Source organism: Streptomyces ochraceiscleroticus, assembly GCF_000720485.1.
Taxonomy (GTDB): Bacteria; Actinomycetota; Actinomycetes; order Streptomycetales; family Streptomycetaceae; genus Streptomyces; species Streptomyces ochraceiscleroticus.
Window position 1 is genome coordinate 48058 of the sequence record NZ_JOAX01000011.1, and the last position, 22603, is coordinate 70660.

21 protein-coding genes are annotated in these 22603 nt (G+C 73.1%); 16 read left to right on the plus strand and 5 right to left on the minus strand.

The genetic code is table 11. The features are described 5' to 3' along the window. The first annotated feature begins 15 nt into the window (after window positions 1-15). The 5 genes from IG84_RS0115805 to IG84_RS0115825 all read left to right on the plus strand — a co-directional run bounded on the left by IG84_RS0115805 (window position 16) and on the right by IG84_RS0115825 (window position 6587). Window positions 16-1386: an NYN domain-containing protein gene (locus IG84_RS0115805; RefSeq protein ID WP_078648856.1), complete on the plus strand. Its 1371-nt coding sequence runs from the start codon at window positions 16-18 to the stop codon at window positions 1384-1386. Between the two features lie 317 nt (window positions 1387-1703). Further along, a complete protein-coding gene (locus IG84_RS0115810) occupies window positions 1704-2726 on the plus strand; it encodes a C40 family peptidase (RefSeq protein ID WP_031056785.1) in 1023 nt (340 codons plus the stop codon). Between the two features lie 272 nt (window positions 2727-2998). After that, window positions 2999-4048, plus strand: coding sequence for a C40 family peptidase (locus tag IG84_RS0115815; RefSeq protein ID WP_031056788.1), 1050 nt, complete (start codon window positions 2999-3001; stop codon window positions 4046-4048). A gap of 77 nt (window positions 4049-4125) precedes the next feature. Continuing rightward, complete coding sequence (locus IG84_RS0115820) at window positions 4126-5400, plus strand: hypothetical protein (protein WP_051861764.1); 1275 nt, start codon at window positions 4126-4128, stop codon at window positions 5398-5400. A gap of 44 nt (window positions 5401-5444) precedes the next feature. Continuing rightward, window positions 5445-6587, plus strand: coding sequence for a glycosyltransferase family 4 protein (locus tag IG84_RS0115825; RefSeq protein WP_031056791.1), 1143 nt, complete (start codon window positions 5445-5447; stop codon window positions 6585-6587). Between the two features lie 61 nt (window positions 6588-6648). Here IG84_RS0115825 and IG84_RS0115830 read toward each other — a convergent pair whose 3' ends face one another. Continuing rightward, window positions 6649-8442 carry an AMP-dependent synthetase/ligase gene (locus tag IG84_RS0115830; RefSeq protein ID WP_031056792.1) on the minus strand — a complete coding sequence of 598 codons (1794 nt, stop codon included), beginning with the start codon at window positions 8440-8442 and terminating at the stop codon, window positions 6649-6651. 265 nt (window positions 8443-8707) lie between these two features. Between IG84_RS0115830 and IG84_RS0115835 the strand changes: the two genes are divergently transcribed. The 6 genes from IG84_RS0115835 to IG84_RS0115860 all read left to right on the plus strand — a co-directional run bounded on the left by IG84_RS0115835 (window position 8708) and on the right by IG84_RS0115860 (window position 13780). Then, the gene (locus IG84_RS0115835; RefSeq protein WP_031056793.1) at window positions 8708-9469 is read left to right on the plus strand and encodes a metallophosphoesterase family protein; all 762 of its coding nucleotides are present in this window, start codon (window positions 8708-8710) and stop codon (window positions 9467-9469) included. 189 nt (window positions 9470-9658) lie between these two features. Continuing rightward, window positions 9659-10132 (plus strand): SRPBCC family protein, encoded by a 474-nt coding sequence (locus IG84_RS0115840; RefSeq protein WP_031056794.1) that lies wholly within the window; start codon window positions 9659-9661, stop codon window positions 10130-10132. 2 nt (window positions 10133-10134) lie between these two features. Then, window positions 10135-11355 (plus strand): ArsA family ATPase, encoded by a 1221-nt coding sequence (locus tag IG84_RS0115845; protein WP_031056795.1) that lies wholly within the window; start codon window positions 10135-10137, stop codon window positions 11353-11355. 96 nt (window positions 11356-11451) lie between these two features. Then, the gene (locus tag IG84_RS0115850) at window positions 11452-11961 is read left to right on the plus strand and encodes a DUF5304 domain-containing protein (RefSeq protein ID WP_031056798.1); all 510 of its coding nucleotides are present in this window, start codon (window positions 11452-11454) and stop codon (window positions 11959-11961) included. A 100-nt stretch (window positions 11962-12061) separates the two neighbouring features. Then, window positions 12062-13003, plus strand: a complete 942-nt coding sequence (locus IG84_RS0115855; protein WP_031056801.1) for an ROK family glucokinase — start codon at window positions 12062-12064, stop codon at window positions 13001-13003. 6 nt (window positions 13004-13009) lie between these two features. Continuing rightward, window positions 13010-13780, plus strand: coding sequence for an endonuclease/exonuclease/phosphatase family protein (locus tag IG84_RS0115860; protein ID WP_031056804.1), 771 nt, complete (start codon window positions 13010-13012; stop codon window positions 13778-13780). Window positions 13781-13808: 28 nt separating this feature from the next. On the opposite strand, the gene IG84_RS0115865 is transcribed toward IG84_RS0115860, so the two are convergent. Together IG84_RS0115865 and IG84_RS0115870 are read right to left on the minus strand one after the other, a co-directional pair. Next, complete coding sequence (locus IG84_RS0115865; protein WP_031056805.1) at window positions 13809-14519, minus strand: hypothetical protein; 711 nt, start codon at window positions 14517-14519, stop codon at window positions 13809-13811. Beyond that, window positions 14506-15291: an alpha/beta hydrolase gene (locus IG84_RS0115870; RefSeq protein ID WP_031056809.1), complete on the minus strand. Its 786-nt coding sequence runs from the start codon at window positions 15289-15291 to the stop codon at window positions 14506-14508. Before IG84_RS0115870 ends, IG84_RS0115865 begins: the two co-directional genes overlap by 14 nt. A 237-nt stretch (window positions 15292-15528) precedes the next feature. Here IG84_RS0115870 and IG84_RS0115875 point away from each other — a divergent pair, with 237 nt between their 5' ends. From IG84_RS0115875 to IG84_RS0115895, 5 genes are all read left to right on the plus strand, one after another. Continuing rightward, window positions 15529-16254, plus strand: coding sequence for a lysophospholipid acyltransferase family protein (locus IG84_RS0115875; RefSeq protein WP_031056812.1), 726 nt, complete (start codon window positions 15529-15531; stop codon window positions 16252-16254). A gap of 137 nt (window positions 16255-16391) precedes the next feature. Next, window positions 16392-17651: a MacS family sensor histidine kinase gene (macS, locus tag IG84_RS0115880; protein WP_037800367.1), complete on the plus strand. Its 1260-nt coding sequence runs from the start codon at window positions 16392-16394 to the stop codon at window positions 17649-17651. Beyond that, on the plus strand, window positions 17648-18319 hold the full coding sequence (locus tag IG84_RS0115885; protein ID WP_030256637.1) for a response regulator: 672 nt from the start codon (window positions 17648-17650) through the stop codon (window positions 18317-18319). The genes macS and IG84_RS0115885 overlap by 4 nt, the downstream gene beginning before the upstream one ends. A gap of 151 nt (window positions 18320-18470) precedes the next feature. Beyond that, a complete protein-coding gene (locus IG84_RS0115890; RefSeq protein ID WP_031056818.1) occupies window positions 18471-19499 on the plus strand; it encodes a 6-phosphofructokinase in 1029 nt (342 codons plus the stop codon). An 83-nt stretch (window positions 19500-19582) separates the two neighbouring features. Then, window positions 19583-20617, plus strand: a complete 1035-nt coding sequence (locus IG84_RS0115895) for a 2-hydroxyacid dehydrogenase (protein WP_037800357.1) — start codon at window positions 19583-19585, stop codon at window positions 20615-20617. Here IG84_RS0115895 and IG84_RS0115900 read toward each other — a convergent pair. Together IG84_RS0115900 and IG84_RS42920 are read right to left on the minus strand one after the other, a co-directional pair. Continuing rightward, window positions 20583-22439 carry an anthranilate synthase family protein gene (locus IG84_RS0115900; RefSeq protein ID WP_031056826.1) on the minus strand — a complete coding sequence of 619 codons (1857 nt, stop codon included), beginning with the start codon at window positions 22437-22439 and terminating at the stop codon, window positions 20583-20585. The two genes, IG84_RS0115895 and IG84_RS0115900, sit on opposite strands and share 35 nt — an antisense overlap. Window positions 22440-22544: 105 nt before the next feature. Next, a complete protein-coding gene (locus tag IG84_RS42920; protein ID WP_223733736.1) occupies window positions 22545-22601 on the minus strand; it encodes a trp operon leader peptide in 57 nt (18 codons plus the stop codon). Between the last annotated feature and the right edge of the window lie 2 nt (window positions 22602-22603).

Sequence of the window (22603 nt, forward strand, 5' to 3'; positions counted from 1 at the left end):
CGGAGCGGTGCAGCAGTGGTGGAGCGTCCAGCAGGGCATGAGGGGGAAGAGCGCGACCCGGAGGCCGGTGCGGCCGACGAAGTGCTCGACCGTCCCCTGCCCGAGGGCGTGCGGCGCCGTGTCGTGGCGCTCACCGCGGAGTCCTTCGGCGGCCTGACGGTCGCCGAACTCCCGCCACCTCTGCGGCAGTACGCCCGTTTTACGCCGTCCCGGCGGCTGAAGTTCGCGGGCAACGCCATGGCCGCGGCGCTGGAGAGCGATCCGGTCTTCCGGCAGCGGATCGCGGCCCGGCTGCGCGAGACCCAGGCCGAGCTGGCCGAGGCCCTGCAGCAGGGCACCCCGCCCGCCGCCGCCGACCCGATGGACGTCGCGGCGGCGGCGTACGTTCTGCGCCCGCCGGGCTGGGCGAAGCTGGTCGCCGCCGCGGGCGAGGAGGTCCGGCGCGCGGACGAGCAGCGGGCCGGCGAGGAGGCCGAGCGGGAGCTCGCCCGGCTGCGGGAGGAGCTGGCCGAGGCGCGGGCGGCGTCCCGCGCCGAGACCGACCGGGCGAGAGGCGACCTCGAAGCGGCGCGCAAGGAGAACGAGGTGCTGCAGCGCAAGCTGCGCAGCGCGCTCAGCGACGTGAAGCGCGCGCAGGCCGCGGCGCGCAAGGCGGAGGCCGAGACCGAGTCGCTGCGCTCCGCGGCGGCCACGGACAAGGCGACCAGCGACAGCGAGATGCGCCGGCTCAAAGCCCGGGTCGCGGAGGCGGAATCGGCGCTCGAATCGGGGCGCCGCGCCGCGCGGGAGGGGCGCAGTGTCGAGGACATGCGCCTGCGACTGCTTCTGGACACCGTCCTGGACGCGGCCCAGGGTCTGCGCCGCGAACTGGCGCTGCCGCCGGCCAACGTCCACCCCGCCGACACGGTCGACGCGGTCGAGCCGGGCCGGATGACCCCGAAGGACGTCGCGGCGCGCGCCCTGTCCGACACGGACCCGGCGCTGCTGGACCAGCTCCTGGCGCTGCCGCAGGCCCACCTCGTGGTGGACGGCTACAACGTCACCAAGACCGGCTATCCGACGATGCCGTTGGACAAGCAGCGGCTGCGGCTGCTGGGCGGGCTGGCCGTACTGGCCGCGCAGACCGGCGCCGAGATGACATGCGTCTTCGACGGCGCCGAGCTGGCCGCGCCGGTACTGCTCGCCCCACCGCGGGGCGTACGGGTTCTTTTCAGCAAACCGGGCGTAACGGCCGATGAGTTGATTCGTCAGCTCGTACGTGCCGAACCGCCCGGCCGTCCCGTCGTGGTGGTCTCCACCGACCGCGAAGTGGCCGACGGAGTGGCGAAGGCGGGGGCCCGTCCGGTGGCATCGGCCTTGCTTCTCAAGCGACTTGCCCGTACCTGAGCGGTCGTCGGCCGCGGTGCGGGCGATGTGGGATAGAACACTCGGCGGCCCGTCCGGCGGTCTCGGAGCGTCAGTTACCTGCTACGGGCGGTGCCACATTGGTAAAGGATGCGCGTGTGGCCAAGTTTTTTCCCGTGAAGATTTGAAGCGATCACAACTCGGTTACTAAGGTCAGGCCCCGAGCCTTCATGCAGTTGATCATCCAACCGGGATGAACAGTGAAGGAACCGCCGAGTCCGCGGCGTTCACGCGGAGCCGGGGACCCCAGTTCCCCCCACCACCCGGTAGGCGGCTGAAGGAAGAAGGAGCTCGCCCCCGTGGCGTCCCACCGTCGACCCAAGCAGCCGAGCCGCACGCGCGTCACCGTGTTCACCGCGACCGCCGCCGCTGCGGTCGCCCTGTCCTCCCAGGCCGCTCAGGCCGCGCCGAAGCCGACCAAGGAAGAAGTCAAGTCCGAGGTCGACAAGCTCTACGAGCAGGCGGAGCAGGCCACCGAGAAGTACAACGGTGCCAAGGAGGACCAGCAGAAGCTGCAGAAGGAGGTCGACCGCCTCCAGGACAAGGTCGCCCGTGGCCAGGAGGAGCTGAACAAGCTCCGCAAGGGCATCGGCTCGGTCGCGTCGGGCCAGTACCGCAGCGGCAGCATCGACCCCTCGGTACAGCTCTTCCTCTCCGGCGACCCGGACACCTACCTGGAGAAGGCGTCCACGCTCGACCAGTTGAGCGGCAAGCAGGCGTCGCAGCTCAAGGTCATCGCGGACAAGCAGCGCACCCTGTCGCAGGAGCGCGAAGAGGCCGCCGGCAAGATCAAGGACCTCTCCGACACCCGCAAGGCGCTGGGCGACAAGAAGGACGAAATCCAGGGCAAGCTCGCCAAGGCGCAGAAGCTGCTCAACACCCTCACTGCCAAGGAGCGCGCGGCGCTCCAGGCCAAGGAGGAGCGCGCCAACCGCGCCAACAGCCGGGTCGACCTCGGCAGCGCCGTCCCCAGCTCGCAGCGGGCCGCCGCGGCCCTCGCCGCCGCGAAGACGAAGATAGGCTCGCCCTACGTCTGGGGCGCCACCGGCCCGTCCTCCTTCGACTGCTCGGGCCTGACGCAGTGGGCCTACCAGCAGGCCGGCCAGTCGCTGCCGCGCACCTCGCAGGAGCAGGCCACCGCCGGCACCCAGATCGGCCGCGGCCAGCTCAAGCCCGGCGACCTGGTCATGTTCTACAGCGACCTGCACCACATCGGCCTGTACGCGGGCAACGGCCAGGTGCTGCACGCGCCCAAGCCGGGCGCCGCGGTGCGCTTCGAGGCGATGGACAACATGCCCTTCATGTACGGCGTCCGCGTCTGACGTGTACGCGGCTGACGCTGCGTGACGACGGCCGGCCCGACACGCCGGAAACGTCCGAACGTGCCGCCCGATCGGGGGAATTGCGGCAGCCGCCGCTGACTTACCGCCTCGCCGGTGACCTGCGCAGTCACCGGCGAGGCGGATTTTTGTACGGGTCCGGAGGTCTTTGGCCGGGGTGTACCGGCGCGATTACTGTCTGCCCTCGCAGTCGCCGGACACGGACCGCCCGCCCCGGGCGGCAGGGGCTGCACGGGAAGGGAGTGCGGCCTCACGTGGCGTCCCACCGCCGTTCCTCACCGGCCGGCCCGCAGGGCCCGGCACGGATCACGCTGATGTCGGCTGCCGCCGCGGCCACCGCCGCCGCGCTGACCGCGGTCCCCGCGACCGCCGACCCCGGTACCGGCGCCGGCCGGACCGCGAGCCACGCGAAACTCACCGCGCGCGTCGACGCGCTCTATGCCCGTGCTGAACGGGCCACCGAGCGGTACAACGGCGCCAAGGAACGCACCGCCGAACTGCGTGACCAGGTAACGGTCCTCCAGGACCGCGCGGCCCGCGCCCAGGAACGGGTGAACCGCCTGCACGACCGGCTCGGCGCGATGGCCGCCGCCCAGTACCGCTCCGGCGGCGTGGACCCCTCGCTCGCCCTGATGCTCTCCGCGCGCCCCGCCGACTACCTCGACAAGGCGCAGACGCTCAACCGGCTCGGCACCGCCCAGGCCGGGCGGCTGAACCGGCTGGTGGACGCCGAGCGGCTGCTGCAGCGGCAGCGCCGGGAGGCCGCCGGCCGGCTGGCCAGGCTGGAGGAGGCCCGGCGCGCCGTCGCCCGCCACAAGCACGCCGTCGAACGCAAGCTCGGCGCGGCCCGGCAGTTGCTCGCCGCGCTGCCCGCGCGCGACCGGGCGGCCTACACCCGCGCCTCGCGCGGCGCCCGCGACGGAGCCCTCCCGGAGCTCACCGAACTCAGGGGGCTCGCCGGCCGGTCCGCGCTCGCGGTGGCCGCCGCCCGGTCGGCGGTCGGCGCCCCGTACGTCTGGGGCGCGTCGGGCCCGCGGTCCTTCGACTGCTCCGGTCTGATGCAGTGGGCGTACGCCAGGGCCGGGGTCTCCCTGCCGCGCACCTCGCAGTCGCAGCGGTACGCCGGACGCCAGGTCCCGCTGTCCCAGGCCCGCCCCGGCGACCTCGTGATCTACCGCTCCGACGCCAGCCACGTCGGGATGTACGTGGGCAACGGGCAGGTCGTGCACGCGCCGCACCCGGGCGCGCAGGTGCGCTACGACCCGGTCGGCATGATGCCGGTGTCCGGGGTGACCCGCGTCTGAGCCTCGTCCCGCCGGAAGCGGCTGCCGGGCGTCCGAATGTTGCTCACCGGTATCCGCTCACGCGTACGATTCGGCGGGTGGCGGAAAAGCGGCGGCCGTACCGGCGGCACACGGCGGCGACCTGGGCGGCGGCCTGTCTGGCCCTGCTGCTCGCGGTGCTCACGGGCTGCGGGGGCCCCGACCGTGAAGTGGCCGACCGGACGGCCGTGCAGCAGGTGCTGGACGCCCGCGCCGCCGCCGTCCGCGACCACGACGAGGGCGCCTTCCTCGCCTCGGTGGACCCGGCGGCGGACGGCTTCCGGGACCGGCAGCGGGAGATGTTCGCCAACCTGCGCGGCGTGCCGCTCGCCGACTGGCGCTACCGCCTCGTGCGCACCGGCGCCTTCCCGCTCCCCGACGCGGCGGGCAGCGGTCCCCGCGTCGCCGCCGAAGTCCGGCTGCGGTACCGCCTCGCCGGGTACGACACCGCGCCTGTCACCACCATCCAGTACCTCACCCTCACCCGGCGCGACGGCCACTGGCGGATCACCTCGGACACCGACGGCGCGCTGAACGGCAAGCGGACGGCGCGCCAGCTCTGGGACCAGGGCCGGGTCCGTCTCGTACGCGGCGAGCGCAGCCTGGTGCTGGGCACCGGGCAGCCGGCCGCGCGCCTGCGGGAGCTGGCCCGGCGCACGGACGCCGCGGTGCCGGCCGTCGCGGACGCCTGGCCGGGCCGCTGGTCGCGCAAGGTGGTGGTCGAGGCGCCGGACTCGGTGCGCCGGATGGCCGAGCTGCTGGGCTCCTCGGACGACTCCGCGTACACGGGCATCGCGGCCGTCACCACGGGCGAGGCGGGCACCTCGAACCGGGCGCCGGCGGACCGGGTGATCGTGAACCCACAGGCGTACGGGGAGCTGAGCTCCCTGGGCCGGGTGATCGTCCTCACCCACGAGACGGCCCACGTCGCCACCCGTGCCGTGACGACGGCCGCCACCCCGCTGTGGCTCTCCGAGGGCTTCGCCGACTGGATCGCGTACCGCACGGCGCGGCGCACGCCGCGGGCCGCCGCGCCGGAACTGACCCGCGCGGTGGCGGCGGGCCGCCTCCCGGAGCGGCTGCCGACCGCCGCGGACTTCACCTTCGACGCGGGCGCCGACCGCCTGAACCGCGCCTACGAGGGCGCCTGGCTGGCCTGCCGCCTGATCGCCGACACCTGGGGCGAATCCCGCCTGACATCGTTCTACCGAGCCATGGCGACGGCCCCGAAGGGCGCGCAGGGCCTGGACCGCACGCTGCGCAAGGAGCTGCACCTCTCCACGGCGGAGTTCACGGCGAAGTGGCGAATGTACGTGAACCAAGAACTCGGGTAATCGCGTCGCTGGGTCACCAACGGCACCCGGTACTGTCGCACTCGATGGACAAGACCCTGATCGTCACCAACGACTTTCCGCCCCGCCCCGGCGGAATCCAGGCATTTCTGCACAGCATGGCGCTCCGCCTCGACCCGGAGAAGGTCGTCGTCTACGCGTCGACCTGGAAGCGCAGCGCGGACGGCCTCGCGGCGACCGCGGCCTTCGACGCCGAGCAGCCGTACCCCGTGGTCCGGGACCGCACCACGATGCTGCTGCCCACCCCCCGCGTCACCCGCCGCGCAACGGCCCTGCTGCGCGAACACGGCTGTACGTCGGTGTGGTTCGGCGCCGCGGCCCCGCTCGGGCTGATGGCGCCCGCGCTGCGCGCGGCGGGCGCGCGCCGGATCGTGGCCACCACCCACGGCCACGAGGCGGGCTGGGCGCAGCTCCCGGGCTCGCGGGAGCTGCTGCGGCGGATCGGCGAGGGCACCGACACGCTCACCTACCTCGGCGAGTACACCCGCTCCCGGATCGCGCGGGCGCTGACCCCCGCGGCCGCCGCGCGGATGGCCCAACTGCCGCCCGGCGTGGACGAGAAGACCTTCCACCCCGGCTCCGGCGGCGACGAGGTTCGGGCCCGGCTCGGACTCGCCGACCGCCCGGTCGTGGTGTGCGTGTCCCGGCTCGTGCCGCGCAAGGGCCAGGACACCCTGATCGAGGCCATGCCCCGGATCCGTACCGCGGTCCCGGACGCGGCCCTGCTGATCGTCGGCGGCGGCCCGTACGAGAAGGACCTGCGCGCCCTCGCGGAGACCCGCGGTGTCGCCGACGACGTGTACTTCACCGGCGCCGTCCCGTGGGCGGAGCTGCCGGCGCACTACGGCGCGGGCGACGTCTTCGCGATGCCCTGCCGCACCCGGCGCGGCGGCCTGGACGTGGAGGGCCTGGGCATCGTCTACCTGGAGGCGTCCGCCACCGGGCTGCCGGTCGTGGCGGGCGACTCCGGCGGCGCCCCGGACGCGGTGCTGGACGGCGAGACCGGCTGGGTCGTGCCCGGCGGCTCGCCGACCGCCGCCGCCGACCGCATCGTCCCCCTCCTCCAGGACCCGGACCTGCGCCGCCGCATGGGCGAGCGCGGCCGTGCCTGGGTCGAGGAGAAGTGGCGCTGGGACCTGCTCGCGGAGCGTCTGAAGGAGCTGCTGTAGCCCTGACGGCAAAGGGCCGGCCCGGAGTCCCGGGCCGGCCCTTTGGCGTACTTCCAGGGCGTCAGCCCCGGTAAAGCGCCTCGATGTCCTCCGCGAAGTCCTTCGCGACCACGTTGCGCTTGAGCTTCAGGGACGGGGTGACGTGCCCCGACTCCTCGGTGAACTGGGTCGGCAGGACGCGGAACTTGCGTACCGACTCGGCGCGCGAGACGGCCGCGTTGCCGTCGTCCACCGCGCGCTGGACCGCGGCCAGCAGCTCCGGGTCCTCGGTCAGCTCGGCGGCGCTCTTGCCCACCTTGCCGTGCTCGGTGGCCCAGCGCGGCAGGAACTCCTCGTCCAGGGTGACCAGCGCGCCGACGAAGGGGCGGCCGTCGCCGACGACCATGCACTCGGCCACCAGCGCGTGCGCCCGGATGCGGTCCTCGATGACGGCGGGCGCGACGTTCTTGCCGCCGGCCGTCACCAGGATCTCCTTCTTGCGCCCGGTGATGGCGAGGTAGCCGTCCTCGTCCAGGGTGCCGATGTCACCGGTGTGGAACCAGCCGTCGGACAGCGCGTCCGCCGTGGCCTGCTCGTTGTTCCAGTACGTCGTGAAGAGGTGCTCGCCGTGGAGCAGGACCTCGCCGTCGTCGGCGATGCGGACGACCGAGCCGGGCAGCGGCTGGCCGACCGTGCCGATCTTCTGCCGGTCCCAGGGGTTGAAGGCGGTGGCGGCGCAGGACTCGGTGAGGCCGTAGCCCTCCAGGACCGTGAAGCCGATGCCGCGGTAGAAGTGGCCGAGGCGCTCGCCCAGCGGCGCGCCGCCGGAGATCGCGTGCGTGGCGCGGCCGCCGAGCACGGCGCGCAGCTTGCCGTAGACCAGCCGGTCGAAGACCTTGTACTTCAGCTTCAGGCTCATCGACGGGCCGGCCGCGGTGTCCAGCGCGCGGCTGTAGGCGATCGCGGTGTCCGCGGCCTTGTCGAAGATCTTGCCCTTGCCGTCGGCCTGCGCCTTGGCCCGCGCGGTGTTGTAGACCTTCTCGAAGACGCGCGGCACGCCGAGCACCATCGTCGGCTTGAACGCGGCCAGTTCGTCGGTGAGGTGCTTGATGTCCGCGACGTGGCCGAGCTTGATGGGGGCCATGACGGAGGCGACCTCGACCAGGCGCCCGAAGACGTGCGCGACGGGGAGGAAGAGGAGGACGGAGGAGTCGCCGGTACGGAAGAGGGGACGCAGCCGCTCGACGATGTTGCCGCACTCGGCGAAGAACGCGCGGTGGCTGAGGACGCAGCCCTTGGGGCGGCCCGTCGTGCCGGAGGTGTAGACGATCGTGGCGGGGGAGTCGGCGTCGGCGAGGGCGCTGCGCGCGTCCACCTCGTCGTCGGACATTCCGTCGCCCGCGGCGTGCAGCCGGGCTATCGCGTCCCGCTCGATCTGCCAGATGTTGGCTAGGGCCGGGAGCCGGTCGCGCACCGACTCCACCGCGGCCTCGTGTCCGGGCGTCTCCACCAGGCAGGCCACCGCGCCGGAGTCGCCCAGTATCCACTGGATCTGTTCGGGGGAGCTGGTCTCGTAGACGGGGACGGTGACCGCGCCGGCGCTCCAGATGGCGAAGTCCAGCAGCGTCCACTCGTAGCGGGTGCGGGACATCAGGCCGATGCGGTCGCCGGGGCCGACGCCGGAGGCGATCAGCCCCTTGGCCACCGCACGGACCTCGGCCAGGAAGGCGGCGGCGGTGACGTCCTGCCACTGGCCGGCGACCTTGCGGCCGATGACCGCGACATCGGGGTGCTGCGCGGCATTCCGGCGGATGAGATCCGTCAGGTTGCCGTCCGCGGGGACCTCGTACAGGGCCGGAAGGCTGAACTCGCGCAAGACTGCTGCTCCTCGGTGGCGCCGGCGTCACCACGCTGTGCGTCAGGCCGGCTGCGGTCCATGATCAGGCAGGGGAGGGATTGGACTGCCCGGACGTTACCCACCGGTATGCCTTCGGGGATAGGGGGGTCCGCCCAGATGTTTTATGCGTCACACATCTCTGGACTGCATTCGCGCAGCGTAGTCCAGGTTTTCGGTGACTCGAAAGTAACCGCAGGTGGGCGGGGTCTCCCGGCGCCAGACCCGGGGGCCTAATCTGAGCCGTATGCGCGTACATGTGGTCAGTGACGTACATGGCAACAGCCGGGACCTCGCTTCCGCCGGCGACGGGGCCGACGCCCTGGTCTGCCTCGGTGACCTGGTCCTCTTCCTGGACTACGCCGACCACTCGCGCGGGATCTTCCCCGACCTCTTCGGCACCGAGAACGCCGACCGGCTCGTCGAACTGCGCACGGCCCGCCGCTTCGAGGAAGCGCGTGAGCTGGGCCGCCGGCTGTGGGCGGGGCGGGACAAGCACGCCGCCATCGAGGGCGCGGTGCGCAAGCAGTACGCCGAAATGTTCGCCGCGTTCCCCACTCCGACGTACGCCACCTACGGCAATGTCGATCTGCCCGGCCTTTGGCCGGAGTTCGCCGGTCCCGGCACCACCGTTCTGGACGGCCAGCGGGTGGAGATCGGCGGCCGGGTCTTCGGTTTCGTCGGCGGCGGCCTGCGGACCGCGATGCGCACGCCCTTCGAGATCAGCGACGAGGAGTACGCGGCGAAGGTCGAGGCGGTCGGCGAGGTGGACGTGTTGTGCACCCACATCCCGCCCGACGTCCCCGACCTCTGCTACGACACCGTCGCCCGCCGCTTCGAGCGCGGCAGTCGCGCCCTCCTCGACGCCATCCACCGCACCCGCCCGCGCTACTCCCTCTTCGGCCACGTCCACCAGCCACTGTCCCGGCGGATGCGGATCGGGCGGACGGAGTGCATCAATGTCGGGCATTTCAATGCCACCGGGACGCCGTTCGCGCTGGAGTGGTGACCCGCGGAGCCCGTCGGGACCCTCGGTCACCCGTGCTGTGCCGGGCCGCGCCCGCCGACCGCGGGTCGGGGCGGCCCCCGCCGCGCGGTAGCCTTCAGCAGCAGGGTCGGACACGGTCGTCCGCACCGTCCGGACACGGGCCCCACGAGTCGGCGCACCGGCATGAATCGGCATGGAGGAGTCACGGCGATGGCCGAACACACCAGCTCTAGCATCACGATCGAGGCGGCACCCGCCGATGTGATGGGAGTGATCGCCGACTTCGACCGCTATCCGGAATGGACCGGTGAGGTCAAGGAGGCCGAGGTACTGGAGAAGGATGACCAGGGCCGCGCCAAGCAGGTCCGGCTCGTGCTGGACGCCGGCGCCATCAAGGACGACCACACCCTCGCCTACACCTGGACCGGCGAGCACGAGGTCGCCTGGTCGCTCGTCAAGTCCCAGATGCTGCGCGCCCTGGACGGCTCCTACCGCCTGGCGCCGAAGGACGGCGGGGCGCGTACGGAGGTCACGTACCAGCTCACCGTCGACGTCAAGATCCCGATGCTCGGCATGATCAAGCGCAAGGCCGAGAAGGTCATCATCGACCGCGCGCTGGCCGGCCTGAAGAAGCGTGTCGAGAGCGGTGCCCCGGGCGCCTCCGACGAGGCCGCGAGCGGCTGAGCGTGCGTACGGTCCTCGTCACCGGCCCCGGCGGCGCGGGCCGCACCACCGTCGCCGCCGCCACCGCCCTCGCGGCGGCGCGGCGGCAGCAGCGCGTCCTCCTCCTCACCCTGAAGAGCGGCGTCCCCGAGGCGGTCCTCGGCACGCCGCTGACCGGCGATCCCACCGAGGCCGCGCCCGGCCTGTGGGCCCTCCGGGTCGACACCGCCGACCACTTCCGCCGCGAGTTCCTGGCCTTCCAGGACCGTGCGGCGGCCGCGCTCGACCTGCTGGGCGCCACCCCGCTGGACGAGGACGAGCTCACCGAACTCCCCGGCGCGGAGATCTTCGCGTTGCTGCACGCGCTGCGCGCCGCGCACGAAGCCGGCGCCTGGGATCTGGTCGTGGTCGACCTGCCGCCCGCCGACCGGGCCGTCCGCCTGCTCGCCCTGCCCGAGCAGGCCCGCCGGGGCCTGCGCCGGCTGCTGCCGGCCGAGCGGCAGGCGGCCCGCGCGCTGCGCCCGGTACTCGCCCAGCTCGCCGGGGTGCCGATGCCCGCGCAGAAGGTGTACGAGACCGCCGCGCGCTGGGAGCACGAACTGGCCGCCGTGCAGGCCGTCATCGAGGACCCGGGCACCAGCGTGCGGCTGGTCGTCGAGCCGGGTCCGGCCGGCGCCGCCGATCTGCGCACCGCCCGCGCGGGCCTCGCCCTCTTCGGCCACCGGCTGGACGCCGTGGTCGCCAACCGGCTGCTGCCCGCCGGCTCCGCCGACCCGTTCCTGGCCGGGCTCTCCGGTCAGCAGCAGGCCGCCCTGAAGGAGCTGCGGGAGGAGTTCGCCGGGGTACCGGTGCACGAGGTGCCGCACCTGGGCCGCGATCCCCGCGGGACGGGGGAGCTGGCAGAGCTGATCGGCGAGCCGGACGGTGCAGCGGAAGGCTCGGCGGACGGCGGTACGAGCCGCGCGGATCTTGCCGGGACCGTGGCGGACCGCCTCGCCGAGGACGGGCTGCTCATCTGGAAGCTGCCGCTGCCCGGCGCCACCCGTGACGCACTCGGCCTGGTCCGGCGCGGCGAAGAACTGATCATCACGGTCGGCCCGTTCCGGCGCATCCGTACGCTCCCCTCCGCACTGCGCCGCTGCACCGTCTCCGGTGCCGGGCTGCGCGACGGGGTACTGCACATCCGCTTCACCCCCGACCCCGAGCTGTGGCCCCGGGAGAGCGGCGGGCCGGGCGGCCGATGAAGAAAGGTGCCTGCGGTCTGCGGGACCAGCAGGTACCGCCATTCCGGTAACGTCGGAAGCACCCGCACTCCGACGTACCGCCGCCAGGAGCCCGTCATGACCGATGACACCGAGCGCCCCGCCGACAACCCGCACGGGACGGACGACAACGCCTGGGAACAGGCATGCGCCGAGGACCTGGCAGCGGAGCGGGCCCGCCGCCGCGCCGAGTACGGCCGGCAGCCGGGCAGCGCCGCCGAGGAGCTGCGCAAGCTCGCCGAGGCCGTGAGCGACAAGATCGCCGGCATCCAGTTGCCCGGCGCCGTCGGCGGGATCGCCGCGAAGGGCGCGGTCAACCAGTTCCTCCAGCAGGCCAGGGCCGCCGTCGAGCCGGTGATCGAGCGCAACCCCGAGGTCTTCGACCACCTCGCGGCGGCCGGCTCCGAGCTGCTCGCCGCGTACCGCTCCGCTGTGGAGGCGGGCGAGCGGCGCTGGACCCAGGGCGCGGCCGACGGGCGGGACGCCACGGCCCGCGACCGGCAGACGGAGGGCCCGGAGGGGCCCGGCGGACGCGACGACGAGGGCCCGGCAGGCGCGGGCGGCAGCGAGCGCATCGACCTCGACTAGCGGATCAGATGTCCGCCTGGTGATCCATTGGCCTCCGGTGGGGCCCCGGCTCCGGTACGGTTGTCCGTTGGCGGGGTTCGACCGGAAAACTGAGGGACACATGGGACTCACCATCGGCGTCGACATCGGCGGCACGAAGATCGCGGCCGGCGTGGTCGACGAAGAGGGCACGATCCTCGAGACGTGCAAGGTGCCGACCCCGCCGACCTCCGAGCTGCTGACCGAGGCCATCGCCGACGCGGTCCGCAGCGTCGGGGCCGGCCATCAGGTCGAGGCCGTCGGCATCGGCGCGGCCGGGTACGTCGACGAGAAGCGCGCCACGGTGCTCTTCGCCCCGAACATCAACTGGCGCCATGAGCCGCTCAAGGACAACGTCGAGCAGCGCGTCGGCCTCCCCGTCGTGGTGGAGAACGACGCGAACGCCGCGGCCTGGGGCGAGTACAAGTTCGGCGCGGGCCAGGGCCACAGCGACGTCATCTGCATCACGCTCGGCACGGGCCTCGGCGGCGGCATCATCATCGGCAACAAGCTGCGCCGCGGCCGCTTCGGCGTCGCGGCCGAGTTCGGCCACATCCGGGTCGTGCCGGACGGCCTGCTCTGCGGCTGCGGCAGCCAGGGCTGCTGGGAGCAGTACGCCTCCGGGCGCGCCCTGCTCCGGTACGCCCGGCAGCGCGCCTTCGCCACCCCCGAGAACGCCGGGATCCTGCTCGGCCTGGGCGACGGCACCTCCGAGGGCATCGAGGGCCGGCACGTCAGCGAGGCCGCGCGGCAGGGCTGTCCGGTCGCCGTCGACTCCTTCCGCGAGCTGGCCCGCTGGGCCGGCGCGGGCCTGGCCGACCTCGCCTCGCTCTTCGACCCCTCCGCCTTCATCGTCGGCGGCGGCGTCTCCGACGAGGGCGAGCTGGTCCTGGACCCGATCCGCAAGTCCTTCCGCCGCTGGCTGGTCGGCAATCAGTGGCGGCCGCACGCCCAGGTCCTCGCCGCCCAGCTCGGCGGCAAGGCAGGGCTCGTCGGCGCCGCCGACCTGGCACGCCAGGGCTGAGTGGTGGTGGCCGAGCGCCCGGAGACCGCGGCCGGGTTCCCGCAGTCCGCGACCGAGTCCGACGGTTCCGCCGTCATCCGGGTGCTCAGCTACAACATCCGCTCGATGCGTGACGACCGGGCGGCGCTCGCCAGGGTCGTCCGGGCCTGCGCCCCCGACGTCGCGCTCATCCAGGAGGCGCCGCGCTTCTTCCGCTGGCGGAAGGCCGCGGCGGCCCTGGCCCGGGAATCGGAGCTGGTGTACGCCACGGGCGGCGCGACCGCCTGCGGCCCGATGATCCTCACCTCGCTCCGCGCCCACGTGGAGCGCGCCGAGGACGTCCTGCTGCCGAAGACCCCCGGCCTGCACCGGCGCGGCTTCGCGACCGCGGTGCTGCGCATCGGGGGAGCCCGGCTCGGCGTGCTCAGCGCGCATCTGAGCCTGAGCGCGGCGGAGCGGTACGAGCAGGCGGGGCTGCTCCTGGAACGGCTCGCGCTGCTGGACGCGCCGCACGCGGTGGCCGGCGGCGACGTCAACGACCGGCCCAAGGGCCGCAGCTTCCGGCGGCTGGCCGGGTCGCTGACGGACGCCTGGCAGGCCGCGCCCTGGGGCGGCGAGTACACCTCCACGCCGCACGATCCGCACCAGCGCATCGACGGCGTGTTCACGACCTCCGGCGTGGAGGTCCTGGCGTGCGGCGTACCGATCGATCTCCCGGGCGTACGGGAGGCGGACCTCTTGGCGGCCTCCGATCACCTGCCGGTACTGGCGGCGCTACGGGTGCCGGCCGCTTCCTGAGCGGCCCGCCCCGGGCGGCCCGGCGTCGTCAGACGACCGCACCGCCCCCGGGCCGGGGGTCGTCGTCCTCGTCATCGGTCTTCATCCGGGCGAAAAGCGTCGCGAAGCCGCCCAGGAAGCCGCCGATCCCCAGCGTGGTGATCCACCACGTCACCGGCTGCTGGAAGATCATCACCAGGATGAGCAGCAGCGGGCCGCCCAGTACCGCGATCCAGGCGAACTTGGTCGTCACGTCGGCCTGCGGCAGCGGCGGCGGCTCGGGCGGGGTGAAGTGGCCCTCGTCGTCCTCGTCGAAGTCCTCGTCGGAGGGCGCGTCGGCCGACCAGTCGCGCGGCCCGACGCCCGGCGCGTACACGATGAAGCTGCCGGGCCGGTCACCGGAGGCGTCCCCGGGCCGGTCGGCGGGACCGCTCGCCGGCCGCTCGGCGGGCGGCGCGTCACCCGCCGCCTCCTCAGCGGCACCCGGCTGCGGCGCCTCGGCCGCCTTCTCCCGCGCCGCGTCCGCGCCGTCCGCCGGCTTCTTCTCCAGGCCCAGCTCCTTCTCCCAGTTCGCCAGGCCCTTCTCCAGGTCCAGGTCCGTCACCGGGCGCTCCGGCTCCCCGGCCTCCGGCTGCACGGAGACCGGCGCGGACGGCCGGTCCTCCGGCGCGGGAAAGGCCGGCTCCTCCCCGTAGGAGGCCACGATCTCTGCCCAGGCGGCGTCCTCGTCCAGAGGATCGCGCGAGTCACGCTCCCCCACTGGTGGTCGTCCCCTCCCCCTTCACGGCCGGTGCGAGGCGGGCGATGAAGTCGTAGGTGTCCTCGAAGATCTGCTCGGCGTCGTGGTCCAGGGTGGCGACGTGATAGCTGCGCTCCAGCAGCTTCTGTCGCAGGTCCTTGGACGAGACCCGGCTCATGATGCGCTCGGAGTCGGCCGGCGGCACCACATGGTCCTGCGGGCTGGTCATCACCAGCAGCGGCTGGGTGACCTGCGGCAGCTCGGCGTCCACCAGGCGGAAGAACTGCCGTACGGAGTGCGCCGCGTGCAGCGGCACCCGGTCGTAGCCGGTCTCCATCGCGTTCGCCTGGCAGATGTCGCTGGTCAGCCCCCTGGTCGTACGGACGAGATGGCGCAGCACCGGCAGCAGCGGGGCCGCCGCGTCGTGCACCTTGTTCGCCGGGTTCACCACGACCAGGCCGCTGATCGCATCGCCGTGCCGGGCGGCCAGCCGCAGCGACAGCGCGCCGCCCATCGACAGGCCGCAGACGAAGACCTGGTCGCAGCGGGCGGTCAGCGCGCGCAGCTCGCGGTCCACCTCCGCGTACCAGTCCTGCCAGGTGGTGACCTGCAAATCCTGCCAGCGGGTGCCGTGCCCGGGCAGCAGCGGCAGCGAGACGGTGAGGCCGCGGGCCGCGAGGTACTCGGCCCAGGGGCGGACGGACTGCGGGGAGCCGGTGAAGCCGTGACAGACGAGGACGCCGACCCGACCGCCTTCATGGCGGAACGGCTCGGCCCCGGGGAGAAGCGGCACCGGAGGACTCCGTTCGGTAAAGGGGAAGCGAGAGACAAAGGAGATGAGGAAGAGCGCCGGCCTGCGGCGAAAGCTGGTAACTGCAGGGTACGCAAAGCCCAGCCGCCCGGATAGGTCCGCAGGGAAGGGTGTGCCCTGCGGGGAGCGGCGGCGCCATGCACGGTGAGGGGGCGGGCCGCCGCGCGGGTTAAGGTCTTTGCGTCGGACACAGAAGGAGTGGCGTTGATCTACGGCGCAATGAAGTTTTCCATCGGCAACTCGCTGAAGCTGGCGTTCCGCCCCTGGGTCGAGGGCCTGGAGAACATCCCCGCCGAGGGGCCCGCGATCCTGGCGAGCAACCACCTGTCCTTCTCGGACTCCTTCTTCCTGCCCGCGGTGCTCGACCGGAAGGTCACCTTCATCGCCAAGGCCGAGTACTTCACCTCGCCCGGCGTCAAGGGCAAGCTGACCGCCGCGTTCTTCAAGGGCGTGGGCCAGCTTCCGGTGGACCGCTCCGGCGGGCGCGGCGCCGGTGAGGCGGCGATCAAGAGCGGTATCGAGGTGCTGGAGCGCGGCGAGCTGTTCGGCATCTATCCCGAGGGCACCCGCTCGCCCGACGGCCGGCTCTACCGGGGCAAGCCCGGCGGCCTGGCCCGGGTGACGCTGGCCACCGGCGCCCCGGTGATCCCCGTGGCGATGATCGACACGGAGAAGGTGCAGCCGCCCGGCAAGGTCGTGCCGAAGATGATCCGGCCCGGCATCCGCATCGGCAAGCCGCTGGACTTCAGCCGGTACCACGGCATGGAGGGCGACCGCTTCATCCTGCGGTCGGTCACCGACGAGGTCATGTACGAGATCATGAAGCTGTCGGGCCAGGAGTACGTCGACATCTACGCGACCGCGGCCAAGCGGCAGATCGCCGAGGCCGCCAAGAAGCAGGCCGAGGCGGAGAAGGCGGCGAAGAAGTCCGGCTCCGGCGCTTAGCCGGCCGGCGAGGGGTGGGCCAGATGACAGCGGAGGACCGGATACCGGCCGTGGCGGCGGGGACGGCGAGCACGACGGCGGTGGAAGAAACGGCCGAGGGGGCCAAGGCGCGTACCCGACAGCCGCGGGTGCTGCGGATGTCCGTCGAACTCCCGCTGTGGCGGGCGCTGACGGGGTACCGGGTGCTCACCCTGGTCTACGCCGTGGTGATCTTCTCCCTCAACTACACCGAGTACGCCCACCCGTGGGGCGGCGCGGCCTACATGGCGGCGCTCACGGTGTGGATGGTGCTGACCTGGCGCTGCACGACCTCCGCCGAGCGGTGCAGCCGCCGCTTCCTCTTCGGCGACCTCGCGTTCGCGGTCGCCGGCATCCTGGTCACCCCGCTCGTCGACACCCACGCGCGGATCGCGGGCGGCGCGCCCACGCTGCCGTCGATATGGACGGCCGGCGCGGCGCTGGGCTTCGCGATCAAGGGCGGCTGGCGCTGGGCGGCCGGCGCCTCCTCGGTGGTGGCCCTCGCCAACCTCGCCGAGCGCCAGGAGTTCGCCCGCGACACCGTCCACAACGTGCTGCTGGTGTGGGTCGCGAGCGTGGCGATCGGTTACGTCGTCGAGGTGGCCAGGGCCAGTGAGCGCACCCTCGCGCGCGCCCTGCAGATCGAGGCGGCCACCCGCGAGCGCGAGCGGCTGGCCCGCGACATCCACGACAGCGTGCTCCAGGTGCTGGCGATGGTGCAGCGGCGCGGCGCCGCGCTCGGCGGCGAGGCGGCGGAGCTGGGCAGGATGGCGGGCGAGCAGGAGGTCGCGCTGCGCACGCTGGTCTCCAGCGGCCTGGTGCCCGCGAAGAGGCGGAGCACGGCTCCGGACGCGGCGGGCACGGAAGGCACGGGATACGAGGACAGCGAGGCGGACGGGCCCTCGTACGGCGACAACTGCGTGCCCGAGGGGCAGGACGAGCTCGCCGACGAGCCGTGCGACGTGCGGGCGCTGCTCGCGCCGCACGCGGGCGCCGGGGTCACCTTCTCCGAGCCGGGCGCCCCGGTACTGCTCCCGGCGGGCCGCGCGGCGGAGCTGGCCGCCGCTGTCAGTGCCGCGTTGGACAATGTACGAGTGCACGCGGGGGCCGGCGCCCATGCGTGGATCCTGGTCGAGGACGAGCCGGAGGCGGTGCTGGTGACGGTGCGGGACGACGGCCCGGGCATCCCCGAGGGCCGGCTCGCCGACGCCGAGCGCGAGGGCCGGCTCGGGGTCGCGCTCTCCATCCGGGGGCGGCTGCGGGACCTCGGCGGCCGCGCCGAGTGGATCTCGGTCCCCGGCCAGGGCACGGAGGTGGAGCTGATGGTTCCCAAGGGCGGGGCGCCCGAGGGCGGACGACGGGCGAAGGCAGGCGCATGAGCGAGCCGCAGGGCGTGAAGGTCATGGTGGTCGACGACCACCCGATGTGGCGGGACGCGGTGGCCAGGGACCTGGCCGAGGCCGGGTTCGACGTGGTCGCGACCGCGGGCGACGGGCCGCAGGCGGTCCGCAGAGCCCAGGCCGCCGGGCCCGACGTGCTGGTCCTGGACCTCAATCTCCCGGGGATGCCCGGCGTCGAGGTCTGCCGTGAGCTGGTCGGCGCCAACCCCCGGCTGCGGGTCCTGGTGCTCTCCGCGAGCGGTGAGCACGCGGACGTGCTGGAGGCCGTGAAGTCCGGCGCGACGGGCTATCTGGTCAAGTCCGCGAGCACGGCGGAGCTGATCGAGGCGGTGCGCTCCACCGCCGTCGGCGACCCGGTGTTCACCCCGGGCCTGGCCGGGCTGGTGCTGGGGGAGTACCGCCGGCTGGCGAGCGACCCGGCCCCGGCCACCGCGGACGAGCCGGGCGCGCCGCGGCTCACCGACCGCGAGACCGAGGTGCTGCGGCTGGTCGCCAAGGGCCTCTCGTACAAGCAGATCGCCGAGCGCCTGGTCATCTCGCACCGCACGGTGCAGAACCACGTCCAGAACACCCTCGGCAAGCTCCAGCTCCACAATCGGGTCGAGCTGGTCCGGTACGCGATAGAGCGCGGGCTCGACACGCCCTGAGCGCCCCGGCACGGACCGCTCGTACGAGTGAACGGAGCGGCCCAACACCCCGGAAAATCACCGGAATCAGCCCCGCGTTCCTCTCCTGAGTGACCTGGATCACCATTAGCGTGACCCGCGTCGGTCCATCACGGGACGAAGGGAAGAAGCGATGCGGGTAGGAGTGCTTACCGGTGGCGGCGACTGCCCCGGTCTGAACGCGGTCATCCGGGCGGTGGTGCGCAAGGGCACCCAGGAGTACGAGTACGACTTCGTGGGTTTCAGGGACGGCTGGCGCGGGCCGCTGGAGGGTGACACGGTCCCCCTGGACATCCCCGCGGTGCGCGGCATCCTGCCCCGCGGCGGCACGATCCTGGGGTCCTCGCGCACCAACCCCTTCAAGCAGGAGGAGGGCGTCCGGCGAATTCGCGAGAACCTCGCCAAGTGTGAGGTAGACGCGCTGGTCACGATCGGCGGCGAGGACACCCTCGGCGTCGCCGCACGGCTCTCGGCCGAGCACGGCGTGCCCTGCGTCGGCGTCCCCAAGACCATCGACAACGACCTCTCGGCCACCGACTACACCTTCGGCTTCGACACCGCCGTCGGCGTCGCCACCGAGGCCATCGACCGGCTGCACACTACCGCCGAATCGCACATGCGGGTCCTGGTCGTGGAGGTCATGGGGCGGCACGCGGGCTGGATCGCGCTCCACTCGGGCCTGGCGGGCGGCGCCAACGCCATCCTCATCCCCGAGCAGCGCTTCGACATCGACCAGGTCTGCGCCTGGGTCGAGTCCCGCTTCAAGGTGCGGTACGCGCCGATCGTGGTCGTCGCCGAGGGCGCCATGCCCAAGGACGGCCAGATGGTCCTGAAGGACGACTCCACCGACTCCTTCGGGCACGTCCGGCTCTCCGGGGTGGGGGAGTGGCTGGCCAAGGAGATCGAGCGGCGCACGGGCAAGGAGGCGCGCACGACGGTACTGGGACACACCCAGCGCGGGGGCACGCCCAGCGCCTTCGACCGCTGGCTGGCCACCCGCTTCGGGCTGCACGCCATCGACGCCGTGCGCGACGGCGACTTCGGGACGATGGTCGCGCTGCGCGGTACGGACATCGTGCGGGTGCCGCTTGCCGAGGCCACCGCGAAGCTGAAGACGGTCGACCCGAAGCTGTACTCCGAGGCCGGGGTCTTCTTCGGCTGACGCGGCGCGCGCCGCCGGGCGGTGGGCCGTATATTCGGCCCATCGCCGCAAGGTGCCCGATACGGGGATCAGTGGGAGGAAGCGTGGAAATCCTGGCGTTCGGCGTGCAGGCCGACGAGCGGCCGCTGCTGGAGCGGGCCTTCGACGGCCACCACCAGATCCGCTGCCTCGACGTCTCCCTCAACCGCGACACGGCCCCCATCGCGGCCGGCTACGAGATCATCACGGCCGGTGTGAACGCCGATCTGAACGCCGAGGTGCTCCAGGAGCTGGCGGCCGGCGGCACGAAGATGATCGCCCAGCGCTCCACCGGGCACAGCAACATCGACCTGCGCGCCGCCGCCGACCTGGGCCTGACCATCGGCCGGGTCGCGTCCTACTCGCCGTACTCCGTCGCCGAGTTCGCCTGGGGCCTGGCGATGGCCGTCAACCGGCGCCTCGTCCGGGCCGCCCACCGCACCCGCGACTTCGACTTCCGGCTGGACGGCCTGATGGGCCGGGACTTCCGCGGCCGTACGGCGGGCGTCGTCGGCACCGGCCGGATCGGCGAGGCGTTCACCCGGATCGCGCACGGCTTCGGGATGCGGCTGCTCGGCTGGGACGTCGCGGACAACCCCGCCTGCGCCGAGCTGGGCATGACGTACGTGGACCTCGACCGGCTGCTCGCCGAGTCCGACCTGGTCTCCTTGCACGTACCGCTGCTGGAGAGCACCTGGCACCTCATCGACGGGCCCGCGCTGGCCGCGATGAAGGACGACGCGATCCTGGTGAACTCCAGCCGCGGCGGGCTGGTGGACACCGCGGCTCTGGTCGAGACCCTCAAGGCGGGGCGGCTGCGCGGTGTCGGGCTGGACGTGTACGAGGAGGAGGCGGGCCTCTTCTTCTTCGACAAGTCCCTCGAAGTGATCCACGACGACACCCTCGCCCGCCTGATGACCTTCGGGAACGTGCTGGTCACCTCGCACCAGGCGTACTTCACCGAGGACGCGGTCGGCCAGATCGTCGACACCACACTCGCCAATGTCGAGGACTACCTGGCCGGCCGCGCGGGCGAGAACCTCCTCGTCGCCCCGGAGGGGCGGCTCACACCAGAACGGCAGCCAGCAGCTGGGAGGTGAGGGCCGCGCCGTCCAGCGTCAGCACCGACTCGGGGTGGAACTGCACCCCCGCGAAGCCCGGCCCGCGCAGCGCGTGCACGTCCCCGGTCGCCGGGTCCCGGCTCAGCTCCACGCGGTGCATGGCCAGTTCGGCGACGGCCGCCTCGTCGCAGCGCGCGGTGAAGGTGTTGTAGAAGCCGACGGTCTCCTCGCGCCCGAAGAAGTCGATCCGCTCCTGCGCCCCCTGGAACGGCACGTCCTTGCGGGCGATCTCCAGCCCGAGCACCGCGGCGATCAGCTCGTGCCCCAGGCAGACGCCCAGCAGCCCGTGCCGGTGTTCGCGGACCAGCTCGGCGGCGAGCGCGCGGAGCATCCGCATCTTCGGGTCGGCCGCGTCGGACGGGTTGCCGGGCCCCGGGCCCAGCACGATCGGCCCCTCGTGCGCGAGCGCCGCCTCCCGCAGCCCCGGCTCGTCGTACCGCCGTACCTCCACGGTCAGCCCCGAGGTGCGCAGCAGGTGCGCCAGCATCGCGGTGAAGGTGTCCTCGGCGTCGATCACCAGCGCGTGGCCGCTCAGCGCGGCGGTCGGCGCGGTGGTCTGCATCCGCAGCCAGAACGGCGCGAGGCCGGCCCGGCGCGCGTCCAGCGCGGCCCGCACCCGCGGGTCGTCGGCCAGCCGCGGCGGCGCGGCGTCCGCGCGGCGGGCCGGTGCCTCCCGCACGCCCAGCGCGGTGAGCACGCCCGCGGCCTTGGCGTGCGTCTCGGCGACCTCGCTCGCCGGGTCCGAGCCGCGCACCAGCGTCGCCCCGACCGGCACCCGCAGCTTCCCGTCCGCGTCGATGTCGGCGGTGCGGATCAGGATCGGCGAGTCCAGGGTCTGCGCGCCGCCCGCGTCCCTGCCGATGAGCGCCAGCGCGCCCGCGTAGTAGCCGCGCCCGCCCGGCTCGTACCGCTCGATGACCCGGCACGCGTTCTGCACGGGTGACCCGGTCACGGTCGCCGCGAACATCGTCTCCTTCAGTACCTCCCGCACGTCCAGCGACGACCGGCCGCGCAGCTCGTACTCGGTGTGCGCGAGGTGCGCCATCTCCTTCAGGCGCGGCCCGATCACGACGCCGCCCTTGTCGCCGACGGTGCACATCATCTTGAGCTCCTCGTCGACGACCATCGAGAGCTCCTCGATCTCCTTGCCGTCGGCGAGGAACTCCAGCAGGTCCTCGGGGGTGGGGCCGCCGGCCGGGTAGCGGTAGGTCCCGCTGATCGGGTTCATCACGGCCGTGCCGCCGCTCATCCGGACATGCACCTCCGGGCTCGCGCCGACCAGCGTGCGCTCCCCGGTGTGCACCACGAACGTCCAGTACGCGCCGCGCTCCGTGGCCAGCAGCCGCCGGAACAGGGCCAGCGCGTCGGCCCGCCCGAAGCCCGGGATCTCGCCCTCGTAGGTCCGCCGGATCACGAAGTTCGCGCCCTCGCCCTGGCCGATCTCCTGGTCCAGCACCCGCCCGACGATCCCGGCGTACTCCTCGTCGCTCACGTCGAAGCCGCTGCCCTGGACCTGCACTGCGTGGTCCGGGAGCTGCGCCAGCGCGTCGGCGAGCGGCAGCTCGTACCGCTCCTCGGGGACCAGCGCGACCAGCGGTGTGCCGTCGTCGCGCACGTCGAAGCCGCGCTCGCGGATCTGCCGGAACGGCACCAGGGCCAGGCCCTCGGGGAGGTCGGCGAGCCGGTCGTACGAGGCGACCGGGCCGATCAGTACCTCGACCGTGCCCTGATCGTGGCCGGGGGTGCGGCGGCGCAGCAGGGCAAAGGGCCGGTCGTCGGCGAGCAGCTCGGGCAGGTGCATGGTCCTCGTCCTTCTCACACAGGGGCTGGGGAGAGGAACGGCCCGGAAAACGCAGGAAGGCCGCCCCTCGGGCGGCCTTCGCGAAGTCTGTGGTGTGCGCGCGAATCAGTGGGCCGCCGGATGAGCGGTCCACCACCAGTTCATGGTTGTCTGCGCGAACATGC

Excerpts from the sequence above, each read along its gene's own strand:
- IG84_RS0115835 (WP_031056793.1), top strand. The coding sequence starts at position 8,708 with ATGCGCGTACATGTGGTCAGTGACGTACATGGCAACAGCCGGGACCTC.
- IG84_RS0115875 (WP_031056812.1), top strand. The coding sequence starts at position 15,529 with ATGAAGTTTTCCATCGGCAACTCGCTGAAGCTGGCGTTCCGCCCCTGG.
- IG84_RS0115840 (WP_031056794.1), top strand. The coding sequence starts at position 9,659 with ATGGCCGAACACACCAGCTCTAGCATCACGATCGAGGCGGCACCCGCC.
- IG84_RS0115825 (WP_031056791.1), top strand. The coding sequence starts at position 5,445 with ATGGACAAGACCCTGATCGTCACCAACGACTTTCCGCCCCGCCCCGGC.
- macS (WP_037800367.1), top strand. The coding sequence starts at position 16,392 with ATGTCCGTCGAACTCCCGCTGTGGCGGGCGCTGACGGGGTACCGGGTG.
- IG84_RS0115850 (WP_031056798.1), top strand. The coding sequence starts at position 11,452 with ATGACCGATGACACCGAGCGCCCCGCCGACAACCCGCACGGGACGGAC.
- IG84_RS0115885 (WP_030256637.1), top strand. The coding sequence starts at position 17,648 with ATGAGCGAGCCGCAGGGCGTGAAGGTCATGGTGGTCGACGACCACCCG.
- IG84_RS0115855 (WP_031056801.1), top strand. The coding sequence starts at position 12,062 with ATGGGACTCACCATCGGCGTCGACATCGGCGGCACGAAGATCGCGGCC.
- IG84_RS0115900 (WP_031056826.1), bottom strand. The coding sequence starts at position 22,439 with ATGCACCTGCCCGAGCTGCTCGCCGACGACCGGCCCTTTGCCCTGCTG.
- IG84_RS0115890 (WP_031056818.1), top strand. The coding sequence starts at position 18,471 with ATGCGGGTAGGAGTGCTTACCGGTGGCGGCGACTGCCCCGGTCTGAAC.